8 protein-coding genes are annotated in these 12,518 nt (G+C 72.6%); 4 read left to right on the forward strand and 4 right to left on the reverse strand.

The window, feature by feature from the left end:
- Window positions 1–8 precede the first annotated feature (8 nt).
- From ACGFZS_RS28475 to mtnK, 4 genes are read left to right on the forward strand one after another with little or no spacing between them, the layout of a single operon-like run.
- Complete coding sequence (locus ACGFZS_RS28475; protein ID WP_393797512.1) at window positions 9–1,106, forward strand: substrate-binding domain-containing protein; 1,098 nt, start codon at window positions 9–11, stop codon at window positions 1,104–1,106.
- A complete protein-coding gene (locus tag ACGFZS_RS28480; RefSeq protein ID WP_393797513.1) occupies window positions 1,093–2,616 on the forward strand; it encodes a sugar ABC transporter ATP-binding protein in 1,524 nt (507 codons plus the stop codon). The genes ACGFZS_RS28475 and ACGFZS_RS28480 overlap by 14 nt, the downstream gene beginning before the upstream one ends.
- 37 nt (window positions 2,617–2,653) lie before the next feature.
- On the forward strand, window positions 2,654–3,685 hold the full coding sequence (locus ACGFZS_RS28485) for an ABC transporter permease (protein ID WP_393797514.1): 1,032 nt from the start codon (window positions 2,654–2,656) through the stop codon (window positions 3,683–3,685).
- 14 nt (window positions 3,686–3,699) lie between these two features.
- The gene (gene mtnK / locus ACGFZS_RS28490; RefSeq protein ID WP_393797515.1) at window positions 3,700–4,863 is read left to right on the forward strand and encodes an S-methyl-5-thioribose kinase; all 1,164 of its coding nucleotides are present in this window, start codon (window positions 3,700–3,702) and stop codon (window positions 4,861–4,863) included.
- On the opposite strand, the gene ACGFZS_RS28495 is transcribed toward mtnK, so the two are convergent.
- From ACGFZS_RS28495 to ACGFZS_RS28510, 4 genes are all read right to left on the reverse strand, one after another.
- Entirely contained in the window at window positions 4,860–7,889 is a 3,030-nt protein-coding gene (locus tag ACGFZS_RS28495) for an NACHT domain-containing protein (protein WP_393797516.1), read from the reverse strand. The two genes, mtnK and ACGFZS_RS28495, sit on opposite strands and share 4 nt — an antisense overlap.
- A gap of 422 nt (window positions 7,890–8,311) precedes the next feature.
- On the reverse strand, window positions 8,312–9,928 hold the full coding sequence (locus tag ACGFZS_RS28500; protein ID WP_393661530.1) for an FAD-dependent oxidoreductase: 1,617 nt from the start codon (window positions 9,926–9,928) through the stop codon (window positions 8,312–8,314).
- A 53-nt stretch (window positions 9,929–9,981) separates the two neighbouring features.
- Complete coding sequence (gene glpK / locus ACGFZS_RS28505) at window positions 9,982–11,523, reverse strand: glycerol kinase GlpK (protein WP_359209257.1); 1,542 nt, start codon at window positions 11,521–11,523, stop codon at window positions 9,982–9,984.
- Window positions 11,524–11,615: 92 nt separating this feature from the next.
- Window positions 11,616–12,410 carry an MIP/aquaporin family protein gene (locus ACGFZS_RS28510; protein ID WP_355716715.1) on the reverse strand — a complete coding sequence of 265 codons (795 nt, stop codon included), beginning with the start codon at window positions 12,408–12,410 and terminating at the stop codon, window positions 11,616–11,618.
- Window positions 12,411–12,518: the final 108 nt, after the last annotated feature.

Consider the following 12,518-nt stretch of genomic DNA (forward strand, 5'->3'; position numbering starts at 1 on the left):
GCCCCGTCATGTCCCGTGCCCGTCTGCCCCTTGCCGCGCTCTCGCTGGCCTCCGTCTCCGCCCTCCTGCTCGCCGGCTGCTCGCAGTCCACGGACGCCTCGAAGAGCACCGGCTCCACCGCGGCCTCGGCCTCCGCCGCCACCGGCAAGAAGCCGGCCCCCTTCAGCAAGGGCACGGTGAAGGTCGCCCTGGTCCGGCAGAGCGGGGCCGGCGACTACTTCGAGCAGTGGGGCAACGGCGCCAAGGCGCAGGCCAAGGCCCTCGGTATCGACCTGACCGTGTACGACGCCCAGGCCGACAACGCCAAGCAGGCCACCGACCTCTCCTCCGCCATCAACTCCGGCGCGCAGGCGATCATCGTCGACCACGGCTTCCCGGCCACCATCCAGCCGGAGATCGACCAGGCGGTGAAGAAGGGCATCAAGGTCGTCGTCTACGACGTCGACCAGACCAACAAGTCCGTGGTCAGCACCGAACAGGACGACGCCAGCATGGCCCAGGCCGTCCTCGACGTGATGGCCGAGACGGTCGGCAGGAACACCAAGGTCGGGTACGTCAACGTGGCCGGCTACGCCGCCCTCGACAAGCGCGACACCGTCTGGCAGAAGGCGCTCACGTCCAACGGGTGGACGCAGGAGTTCAAGGTCGGCAAGGTGACCGACTCCACCGCGACCGACAACGTTCCCCTGGTCTCCGCCGCGCTCACCCAGCACTCCGACGTGACCGGCGTCTTCGCGCCCTACGACGAGCTCGCCAAGGGCACCGTCCTCGCCGTGCAGAACAAGAAGCTCCAGGACAAGGTGAAGGTCTTCGGCGCGGACGTCTCCAACGCCGACATCCAGAACATGACCGCCGCCGACAGCCCGTGGGTGGCCACCGCCGGCACCGACCCGTCCGCCGTCGGCGCCGCCGTGGTCCGCACCACCGCGCTGGAACTGGCCGGCCAACTGGGCAGGACCTCCGTCGAGTTCCCGGCCGTCGCCATCACCCGCGACTTCCTGCTCAAGAACAAGATCGAGAACATGGACCAGCTGCGCACCGCCCTGCCCGCGCTGAACCTCTCCCAGGTCGGCACCGCGGACTGGATCCCCAATGTCGCCCACTGACACCGCTCCCGCGGTCGCGCTGCGGAACGTGAGCATGGCCTTCGGCGGAAAGACGGTCCTGGAGTCCGTCTCGCTGGACATCGCCCCGGGCAGCGTGGTCGCGCTGCTCGGCGCGAACGGCGCCGGAAAGTCCACCCTGATCAAGATCCTGTCCGGCGTGCACAGGGACCACGGGGGCGAGGTGCGGGTCGCGGGGGAGCCCGTGGCGCTCCAGTCGCCCCTGGCCGCACGCCGGCTGGGCATCCAGACGGTGCACCAGCGCATCGGCGAGGGCATCGTCCCCGGCCTCACGGTCGCGGAGAACCTGGTCTTCGAGGAGCTGGCCCAGCGGCGCGGCAACCCCTTCCTCGGCGGCGCCCGCACCCTGGCCCGCGCCCGCGAGATCCAGGCCGGCCTCGGCCTGGACTGGCCCGATCCGGTCCTCCGCCAGGACGTCACCGAACTCGGTATCTCCGACCGGCAGTTGCTGATCCTGGCCCGCGCCCTGGCCACCCGCCCCCGGCTGCTCGTCCTCGACGAGCCCACCTCCGCCCTGTCGGCCGCCGAGGCCGAGCGGCTCTTCGCCCTCGTCGAGAAGCTGCGCGACGACGGCATCGCCGTGCTCTACGTCTCCCACCGCCTCGGCGAGATCGACGCCCTCGCCGACCGGCTGGTCGTCCTGCGGGACGGCCGTCTCACCGACGACCAGGCGAAGCCCTTCGACTGGGACACGGCCCTGCGCGCGATGCTCGCCCAGGCGCACGAGGCCCGGACGGCCCGCCCGGCCCGCGAGGGGGAGCGGGGCGAGACCGTCCTCGCCCTGCGCGGCGTCCGGCTCCTCGACGGCCGCGCCCCGCTCGACCTCGACCTGCGCGGCGGCGAGGTCACCGGTGTCGTGGGCCTGCTGGGCGCGGGCAAGACCGAACTGGCCCGCGGCCTGTTCGGCGCCGAGCCCTTCCGCACCGGCACCACCGAACTGGACGGCAGGGCCTACGCGCCCCGCCGCCCCGCCGACGCCATCCGGGCCGGCGTCCACCTGGTCCCCGAGGACCGGCACACCGACGCCCTCGTCCCCGGCTGGTCACTGGCCCAGAACATCTCCCTGCCGTTCCTCAGGTCCCTCTCCCGGGCCGGTCTGGTGAGCCGCCCGCGCGAGGACGCCCTCGGCCGGGACACCGCCCTGGCCCTCGGGGTCGTGGCCCGCGACGAGCACAGCGCGATCGAGGAACTCTCCGGCGGCAACCAGCAGAAGGTCGTCGTCGGCCGCTGGCTCGCCCGCACCCCCCGCGTCCTCATCCTGGACGAACCGTTCCGAGGGGTGGACATCGGTGCCCGCCGGGACATCGGCCGCCGGGCCCGCGCCCTGGCCGCCGAGGGCGCCGCCGTGCTCGTCCTGTCCGCCGACGTCGACGAGGTGCTGGAGGTCGCCGACCGCGTCGTCGTCCTCGCGGCCGGCGAGATCCACCTCGACGCGTACGGCGAGGACGCGGAGCGCGACCGCGTGATCCAGACCATCGCCGTGTCCGTCTAGCCCCTCCGACACCCGGCCGCCGAAGGAAGCAGCACCCATGACCACCATCACCCGGGGCACCGAGAGCCCGGCCCGGCCCGCGAACGCCGTGCGCGTCCAGGACGCCGTCATCAAGTACGGCTTCATCTTCGTGACGGTCGCGCTCTTCGCGTACTTCGCCCTGACCGAGGGCTCGTTCCGCGAGTCGGCGACCCTCCTCGACACCCTGCGCTATGTCTCCGTCGCCGCGATCCTCGGCCTCGGCGTCACCCTCACCATGGCCGTCGGCGGGATGGACATGTCCGTCGGCGCGGTCGCCGGACTCGGTGTCTCCGTCGCCGCCCAGACCATGGTGATCCAGAACCAGGTCGGCACGGTCGCCGTCCTTGCCGTCCTCGCGGCGGGCGCCCTGGCCGGACTGCTCAACGCGCTGCTGATCGTCGTACTGAAGATCCCGGACATGCTGGCCACCCTGGGCACCATGTTCGTCATCCAGGGCGGCAAGCTCATCCTGGTCGACGGCCAGTCCATCACCCCGGGCATGACCGAGTCCGACGGGACGACCGCCCCCGGCAGGTTCACCGCCGGGTTCCTGCGCATCGACCGCGGCACGGTCCTCGGCATCCCCGTCTCCGTACTGATCTTCGGCGGACTCACCGTCGCCGCCTGGGTGTTCCTGGCCCGCACCCGCTGGGGCCGGGTGCTCTACGCCATCGGCGCCAACCCGGAGGCCGCCCGGCTGGCCGGCATCCGCGTCGGCGGCTACCGCGCCCTGGCCTACGTCCTGTCCGGCGTCCTCGCCTCCGTCGGCGGGCTGATCCTGGCCTCCCGGATCGGCCAGGGCGACGTCTCGGCCGGCACCTCCCAGCTGCTGGAGGCGGTGGCGGTCGCCCTCGTCGGAACCTCCGTGCTCGGCAGGGGTCGCCCGAACGTGTGGGGAACCGCCCTCGGCGCCGTCCTGATCGGCATCATCACCACGGGCCTGACCATCAAGGGCCTGCCGTACTACACCCAGGACGTGGTCGAGGGCGCCGTCCTCATCCTCGCCCTGGTCTTCAGCTTCACCCTGTCCAAGCGCCGCACCGCATAAGGAAGTTCGAGACGATGGGCTACCGCATCCTGGAGACCGCCGACATCCCGGCCTACCTGCGCGAGCGCGGCCACTGGGACGACCCGGCCGACATCGAGGTCCGCGAGGTCTCCGACGGCAACGTCAACCGCGTCTTCCTCGCCTCGGACCGGGCCGGCACCCGCGGCCTCGCCCTGAAGCAGGCGCTGCCGTGGGTACGGGTGGCCGGGCCGTCCTGGCCGCTGAGCCCCGACCGCTCCGACGCCGAGGCCCGCGCCTACGAGCAGCTCGCCAAGGTCGCCCCGGACACCGTCCCCGCGATCCACGGCTACGACCCCGAGAACCACGCCCTGGTCATGGAGGACCTCTCCGACCTGGAGGTGCTGCGCACCGTCCTCAACGAGGGCGCCGCGTACGGCCCGGTCACCTCCCCCCGGATCGGCGGACTGGTGGCCCAGCTCTCCTTCGCGACCAGCGACTTCGGCCTCCCCTCGGCCGAACGCAAGGCCCTGATCGCCGCCTCGGTCAACCCGGAACTCTGCGAGATCACCGAGGACGTCGTCCTCTCCGAGCCCTACGTCGAGCACGAGCACAACCACTGGCTGCCCGAACTCGACGACCTCGCCGCCGAGTTCCGCGCCGACGCCCGGCTGCGCACCGAGGTCGCCGACCTCCGCCACACCTTCATGACCAGCGCCCAGGCCCTCCTCCACGGCGACCTGCACACCGGCAGCATCATGGTCGGCGAGCGCGCGGGCACCCCCGTCGTCCGGGTCTTCGACCCCGAGTTCTCCTTCGTCGGACCCATCGGCTTCGACCTCGGCCTGTACTGGGCCAACACCCTGGTCTCGGAGGAACGCGCCCGCGTCCTGGGCACGCTGTCCGACCACGCCGACCAACTCCGGCTGTCCTGGGAGGCGTTCGAGACCACGTTCCGCGGGCTGTGGCCGACCCGCGTGGACACCTTCTTCGACGACGCCTACCTGGACCGCTTCCTGCGCCGGGTCTGGACGGAGTCGCTGGGCTTCGCCGGCACCGAGATCGTCCGCCGCGTCATCGGCTTCGCCCACCTCACCGACCTGACCACCCTGCCGGACCCGGCCCCGGCCTCCCGGCGCGCCCTGCTGCTCGGACGCGAACTGATCGTGCGGCGCGACGAGTTGACGTCTCCCGAAGCGGTCCGGGAGCTCGTCGGCTAGCCGGGCCTGCCGCCCCGCTCCCGGACCGGCCCGTCGGCCGCCTCGCGCGGCCCGGGCGGTCCGGACGGTCCGGGCGGTCCGGCGGGAAAGACCTCGGGTGCGGCGTCGGCGGTTCCGTTCGCGAGATACGACTGCAGCCGCAGATGCCGGAACTCGAAGTACGCCCCGGACTGCCGCAGCACACCCCGCCGGTGGGCGTCCTCCAGGAACGCCATCAGCCGCCAGGGCAGCCGCCCCGTCACCGCGAGCCAGCCCCGGGCGACGGCCAGCCTGCCCCACGCGCTCAGCGCCACCGCGGCCGTGCCGAGCGGCAGCCACAGCTGGGTACCGACGTGCACCAGCCCGCCCCAGTCGCCCGGCACCAGCGTCACCGGCACACAGACGCACGCCACCACCAGGGCGACGACCCCGCCCCGGGTCACGGACGCCGTCCGGTCGGTGCGCAGGGCGGACCCGGGACCGGGCGCCCGCATGGTGTCCGAGGGCACGCTCAGCGCCCGGTACACCCCGCACACGCACCCGCCCACCACGCCCACGACGACTCCGCCCGCCACGAACGGCGGCAGACAGCGGGCCAGCAGACCCCACGCCGGCCCCCGGGTCAGCCAGGCGCGCGCGTCCGGCGGCAGCACCGACCGCAGATCGGCCGCGTACGCGACCACCGCAGGACCGTCGGTGCCGTCCGGCGCGAGACGTACGACGACCGTGCCGCCCCGGGACTCGAACACCGTGTCCGCGGCCCGGAACCCCGCGCAGTGGCGGCCGTGCACCAGCGGGACCGTGCAGTCCGGCGGCACCGCTCCGGGCGGGTAGGCGATCGGCCGCGCCCCGTCGCCGGGGACCAACAGCGTGCCCCGCAGCGGCCGTTCGAGGGCGGCCGTCCTGACTCCGGCGTGCTCGGTGAACCGCCAGCCGTCGACCTGCCGTCCGGCGAGATCGGGCGCGGCACCGGACTTGAGGACGGTCACCCCCGTGGCGGCGAGCCCCGCCAGCGTGCACGCGGTGACACCGGTCAGCAGCGCGACGGCCGTACCCCGGACCACCCCGGTCGCGAACCGTCGTACGACCCGCCCGCCCCGGGGCACCAGCGCGCCCTCCCGGCCGGCCCGGCGGACACCGCTGACCAGCAGCGCGGTACCCGCGGCGGCGGCCGTGACGCCCACCAGCACCGGCCAGGGACCGCCGGGCCGGCCCAGCACCGCCCCGGCCGTCGTGCCCGCTCCGGCCGGCAGCAGGGCCGCCCCGCACAGCCGGGCCCAGAGCCGCTCGCCGGTGCCGCTCCACGGCAGGCCGAGCGGCACCGGCCGCCGGGGCAGCCCCGCGATGCCGAAGAACAGCGTGAACAACAAGGAGAACAGACAGCCGCCGAGCAGATCGGGCAGCCAGCCGTCGGTCACCGAACCGAAGCGGAAGCCGAACCGCAGGTCGTCGGCGTACGCGAAGGCCGCCCACAGCGCCCCGCTCACCCCGACGACGGTCAGCCCCTGCCGGACCAGGAACCGCCGGTCCGGCTCGCCCCCGCCGTCCGGCAGCAGCCACGCCACCCCGAACGCGAACCCCGACGCCTGCCCCACCAGCGTGGCGACCAGCGACAACAGGTCCTCCACACCGGCCAGTTCACGCACCGCGCGGGTCACCGCGACCGGCAGCAGCAGCGCGGACAGCACGGCCATGGACAGCAGCCCCGGCGCAAAGACCCGCAGGGCCCGCGGCAGCAGCGACTCCAGCTCCCACCACGCCAGCCGTCCGGTGTCCCGGCGGTGCAACTCCCGTGCCAGCAGGGCGAGGTGCCGTGCCGCGTCCGAGGCGGCGTTCGGGTCCGCGTCCGCGTAGGCGGCCGGCACGAACGCCCCGAGCAGATGCTCCTCGACGGCGGCCGCCGACCCGAAGCGCGCGGTGTCGAGGAGTTCCGAGGGATCCCGGGAGGTGTCGCCGTACACCGCGCGGGCGAGGGCCACCATCAGGGGAGTGGTGAGCGCCGTGGCCGCCGGGGAGTGCGGGTGCCGCGCCAACTCCGCCACCACCGGCGTCCACACGGTGGCGTCCGTCCCGTCCGCCGTCCGCTGCGGCCGCGCCGTGCGCTCCAGATGCGCGGTGGCCTGCGCGAGGTCGAGCGGCCGGAGTTCGACCACCTCGGCGGCGGTCAGGACGTCGCCCTCGGCCACCGCGGTCGCCCACGCCGTGGCCCGGCTGGTGAGCAGCAGCGGCAGGTCGTCGTCGAGACCGGCGTTGATCCGTCGTACCGCCTCCCCGTAGGCGGGCCGGGCCAGTTCGTCGAAGCCGTCGAGCACCGGCAGGACCAGCCCCGCGTCCAGCAGGCCGCGGGCGAGGGTGCGGGTGCCGTCGGTCACGGCGGCCAGCGGCCGGTGCTCGGCCGCCAGCCGCTCCGCGAGCCACTCCCGCAGCCCGGTCCGCCGCGGATCCCAGCCCGCCAGCGGGAAGATCACCGGCACCGGTTCGCCCGGCCGCCGCCCGGCCAGCCGCGCCAGCACGAACCGCACCGCCAGCACACTCTTGCCCGCCCCCGGCCCCCCGAGCACCACCAGCCGCCGCCCCGGCCGCGCCGCGAACACCCCCGCCAGACCCTCAACCCGCGACACCCGCGCCCCCGGCACCCGCCGCGCCCGGCTGCCGTCCCGGTCCCGATCCCGGCTACGGTCTCGGTCCCGGTCGCCGGGCTGACCGATGCCGCGTGCGTTCTCCGGATGGTCGGCGAGGCGTCGGTCCGCGGGGGTCCAGGGGACGTCGATCGGTTCGGGGTCCTGGAGGCGGCGCAGGCGTGCCTCGGCGGCCCACTGCTCGCGTACGGCCTCGGCCAGCGCGTCGGCGGCCCGTCGCCGTTGCTCCTCGGCGGGGGCCGGAGCCGGGTCGGCGTCGCCGCGCAGTACGTCGGCCACCAGCGCCGCGACCGACACCAGGGTGCCGATCGCCGAGATCAGGACGCCCTCGGTCGCCGCGTCGTGCCGCCAGAACCGGAGCACCCCCGTGAGCGCCCCCAGCGCCGCCGCGCATGCCGATAACGCCACGCGCCGCCGCACCCGGGCACTGTGCCATCCGCCCTGCATGTTCGCTCCCCGGGGGCCGGTCCGCCGTCTCTGCCGCGTACCGCCGTACGGACGCGCGGACGTGCGGTACTGGAAGGACCCGTTGTAGCCGCCGGGGTCTCGGAGAACCGGCTGTTCGAAACACGTGCGAGGGAGCGTGCGGTGGTGTTCGGGGGGGCGGTTGGTGGTGCGATGCGGAGGCGCAGCAGATTCCCCGGGCATGGGGCTCAGGCATACGTATGCGAGGGCGCAGGCATGCGAAAGGGCGGCTCCCCAGGGGATGGGAGCCGCCCCTTCTGTCGCCCGCCCCCGGTACGGCGGGGGTGGGGACGTCAGCGGATGCCGGGCCGGTCAGGGGTGACCCGGCACACCGCCCGTCTCGCGCCGCTGCGCGCTGCTTCGTGTCACTTCTTGTCGAGCAGGTCCTGGACCTTGGCCTTGACGTCGTCCGTGGCCAGGCCGCGGATCGTCAGGGTGGTGCGGCGGCGCAGCACGTCGTCCGTGGTCTCGGCCCACTCGTGGTCGCGGGCCCAGACGACCTGCGCCCAGATCTCCGGGGCGTCCGGGTGGACGCGCTCGGCCAGCTCCGGGTGCTCGTTGGCGATCCGGGCGATGTCGAAGGCCAGCGAACCGTAGTGGGTGGCCAGGTGCTTGGCGGTGTCGGCGGCCATCCGCGGGCCGGGCGCCGGGTTGTCCACCAGCAGGCGGTGGGCGACCGCGCGGGGGTTGGCGACACCGGGCAGCGGCAGCTTCTTCGGCAGCGAGGCGATGGGCTCGAAGTCGTCGCCGAGCGGGTGGCCCGGCAGCGCCTCCAGCTTCTGCATCACGGTGCGGCCGATGTGCCGGAAGGTGGTCCACTTGCCGCCCGCGACGGACAGCATGCCGCCCCGGCCCTCGGTGACCACGGTCTCCCGCTTGGCCTTGGCGGTGCTGCCGGGGCCGCCCGGCAGCACCCGCAGGCCGGCGAAGGCGTAGGTGATCAGGTCGCGCTGGAGCTGCTGGTCCCGGACGGAGAACGCGGCCTCGTCCAGGATCTGGGCTATGTCCTTCTCGGTGACGGCGACGTCCGCCGGGTCGCCCTCGTACTCCTCGTCGGTGGTGCCGAGCAGGAGCATGTCCTCCCAGGGGAGGGCGAAGGTGATGCGGTACTTGTCGATGGGGGTGGCGAGCGCGGCCTTCCACGGCGCGGTCCGCTTCAGGACCAGGTGCGCGCCCTTGGAGAGGCGGATGGAGGGGGCCGCGTTCGGGTCCTCCATCTTGCGCAGGTGGTCGACCCAGGGGCCGGTCGCGTTGAGCACGAGCCGGGCGTTGACCCCGAACTCCTCGCCGGAGACCGCGTCCTTCAGGTCGGCGCCGGTGACCCGGCCCTTGGTGAAGCGCAGGCCGGTGACCTGGGCGTGGTTGAGGACGACCGCGCCGGCCTCGACGGCCGCGCGGACCGTCATCAGCGCCATGCGGGCGTCGTTCATCTGGTCGTCGCCGTACACCGCGACGGCCTTGAGGTTCTCGGTGCGCAGCTCGGGCACGTCCTGCGCCGCCTTGGCGGGAGAGAGCAGGTGCCCGACGCCGTCACCGAACGCGGAGAGCGCGGAGTAGGCGAAGACGCCCGCCCCGAGCTTCGCGGCGCCGTGCGGACCGCCCTTGTACACGGGGAGGTAGAACGTGAGCGGGTTCGCCAGGTGGGGGGCCACCTGGCGGGAGACCGCACGGCGCTCGAAGTGGTTCTCCGCCACCAGCTTCACCGCGCCGGTCTGCAGGTAGCGCAGACCGCCGTGGAGAAGCTTGGAGGAGGCGGAGGAGGTGGCGCCGGCGAAGTCGCCGGCGTCGACCAGTGCCACCCGCAGACCGGACTGCGCGGCGTGCCAGGCGGTGGAGATGCCCAGGATGCCGCCGCCGATCACGAGAAGGTCGTACGACGCCTTGGAGAGCTGCTCCCTGGTCTCGGCCCGGCTCGGGTTGGAGCCGGAGGCCGGGTGCGTCCCCAGGGCAGGCACGGACTGCAGGGTGGACTGACTGGTCATGTCGGGTTCTTACTCCTCGTCAGAGCTCGATCGTGAGAGCTGGTGCGCTCTCGTCAGCTCTCGTCGTCGTCGATCCAGCCCATGGTCCGGTCGACGGCCTTGAGCCAGTTCTTGTACTCACGGTCGCGGGTCTCCGCGTCCATGCGGGGGGTCCATTCGGCGGCCCGGCGCCAGTTGGCGCGCAGTTCGTCGGTACCGGACCAGAAGCCGACGGCGAGGCCGGCGGCGTAGGCGGCGCCGAGGCAGGTGGTCTCGGCGACCATCGGGCGCACCACGGGCGCGTCCAGGACGTCGGCGAGCTGCTGCATCAGCAGGTTGTTGGCGGTCATGCCACCGTCGACCTTGAGGGCCACCAGCTCGTCGCCGGAGTCCTTCACCATGGCGTCCGCGATCTCGCGGGTCTGCCAGGCGGTGGCCTCCAGGACGGCGCGGGCCAGGTGCGCTTTGGTGACGTACCGGGTCAGGCCGGCGATGACACCGCGGGCGTCGGAGCGCCAGTGCGGGGCGAACAGGCCGGAGAAGGCCGGCACGAAGTACGCGCCGCCGTTGTCCTCGACCGAGAGCGCGAGCGTCTCGATCTCGGCCGCGGTGGAGATCAGGCCCATCTGGTCGCGCATCCACTGCACCAGCGAACCGGTGACGGCGATCGAGCCCTCCAGCGCGAACACGGTCGGCTGGTCGCCGATCTTGTAGCCGACCGTGGTCAGCAGGCCCGCGTAGGAGTTGATGATCTTGTCACCGGTGTTCATCACCATGAAGGTGCCGGTGCCGTAGGTGGACTTGACCTCGCCCTCGGAGAAGCAGCACTGGCCGAACAGGGCCGCCTGCTGGTCGCCGAGCGCGGAGGCGACCGGGATGCCGCCGAGCAGGTCGCCGAGCTTGCCGCCGGTGACCTCGCCGTAGACCTCCGCGGAGGAGCGGATCTCGGGCAGGATCTGCAGCGGCACGCCGATGGACTCGGCGATCTTCTCGTCCCACTGCGTGGTGTGCAGGTTCATGAGAAGGGTGCGGGAGGCGTTGGTGACGTCGGTGACGTGCTTGCCGCCGTTGACACCGCCGGTCAGGTTCCAGATGACCCAGGTGTCCATGGTGCCGAAGAGGATGTCGCCCGCCTCGGCGCGCTCCTGGAGGCCGTCGACGTTGTCGAGCAGCCAGCGGGCCTTGGGGCCGGCGAAGTAGGAGGCGAGGGGGAGGCCGGTCTCGCGGCGGAAGCGGTCCTGGCCGACGTTGCGGCCGAGCTCCTTGCAGAGGGCGTCGGTGCGGGTGTCCTGCCAGACGATGGCGTTGTGGACGGGCTCACCGGTGTTCTTGTCCCACAGCACGGTGGTCTCGCGCTGGTTGGTGATGCCGATGGCCTTGATGTCGTCGCGGGTGATGCCGGCCTTCTGGATGGCCCCGGCGACGACTTCCTGGACGTTGGTCCAGATCTCGTTGGCGTTGTGCTCGACCCAGCCCGGCTTCGGGAAGATCTGCTCGTGCTCCTTCTGGTCGACCGAGACGATACGGCCGTCCTTGTCGAAGACGATGCAGCGGCTGGAGGTGGTGCCCTGGTCGATCGCGGCGATGAAGGGGCCTGCGGTGTGGGCGTCGGTCACTGTGTGCTCCTCAGAGGTCCGTGGTGTGGAGGCGGTACGTACGGCGCGTGTCTGCTTGTGAGCCGGATCTGCTTCTTAGCTTGATCTGCTTCTCAGGCGAATGCGACGTTGTAGATCCCTGCGGCGATGGCCGCGCCGATCAGCGGACCGACCACCGGGATCCAGGCGTAGCTCCAGTCGGAACCGCCCTTGTTGGGCAGCGGGAGGAGCGCGTGCACGATCCGCGGACCGAGGTCACGGGCGGGGTTGATCGCGTAGCCGGTCGGGCCGCCGAGCGACAGACCGATCGAGACGACCACGAAGGCGGTGATCAGGCCGCCGATGACGCCGAGGCCGTTGCCCTTGTCGTTGAGACCCTGGGTGAGGACCGCGAGGATCAGCACCACGGTGCCGATGATCTCCGTGGCCAGGTTCTGCACGGCGTTCCGGATCTCCGGACCGGTGGAGAAGATACCGAGCACCGGACCGGCGCCCGTCTCCTGGGCCTCGACGGCCTTGACCTTGGTGGCCTGGGCACCCGGACCGCCGACGATCTCCTTGTCGGTGAGGTGCGCCTGGAACTGGCCGTAGTAGGCGACCCACACCAGGGCCGCGCCGATCATGGCGCCGAGCAGCTGTCCGGCGAAGTAGACCGGGACGTTGCTCCAGTCGCTGTTCTTGATCGCGAGGGCGACGGTGACGGCCGGGTTGAGGTGGGCACCGGACAGCGGTCCGGAGATGTAGACCGCCGTCATGACGGCGAAGCCCCAACCGAAGGCGATGGCGAGCCAGCCGGCGTTACGGGCCTTGGAGGCCTTGAGCGTGACGGCGGCGCACACACCGCCGCCGAGCAGGATGAGTATGGCGGTACCGATGGTCTCGCCGATGAAGATGTCGGAGCTGGACACCCGCGACTCCTTTGTCCTTCGTCCAGGGGACCGAACCCCGGGTCCCTCCGGGAGTTCGAGCTGCCCTCGGGGGTGAGAGCGATGTTGCCGGCCCTTGGCGTTGTCACA

The sequence above is a fragment of the Streptomyces sp. NPDC048288 genome (assembly GCF_043201555.1).
Lineage (GTDB): Bacteria > Actinomycetota > Actinomycetes > Streptomycetales > Streptomycetaceae > Streptomyces.

Bases quoted from the DNA above. Each gene is read 5' to 3' on its own strand.
- ACGFZS_RS28480 (WP_393797513.1), top strand. From the start codon at position 1,093: ATGTCGCCCACTGACACCGCTCCCGCGGTCGCGCTGCGGAACGTGAGC.
- ACGFZS_RS28500 (WP_393661530.1), bottom strand. From the start codon at position 9,928: ATGACCAGTCAGTCCACCCTGCAGTCCGTGCCTGCCCTGGGGACGCAC.
- mtnK (WP_393797515.1), top strand. From the start codon at position 3,700: ATGGGCTACCGCATCCTGGAGACCGCCGACATCCCGGCCTACCTGCGC.
- ACGFZS_RS28485 (WP_393797514.1), top strand. From the start codon at position 2,654: ATGACCACCATCACCCGGGGCACCGAGAGCCCGGCCCGGCCCGCGAAC.
- ACGFZS_RS28475 (WP_393797512.1), top strand. From the start codon at position 9: ATGTCCCGTGCCCGTCTGCCCCTTGCCGCGCTCTCGCTGGCCTCCGTC.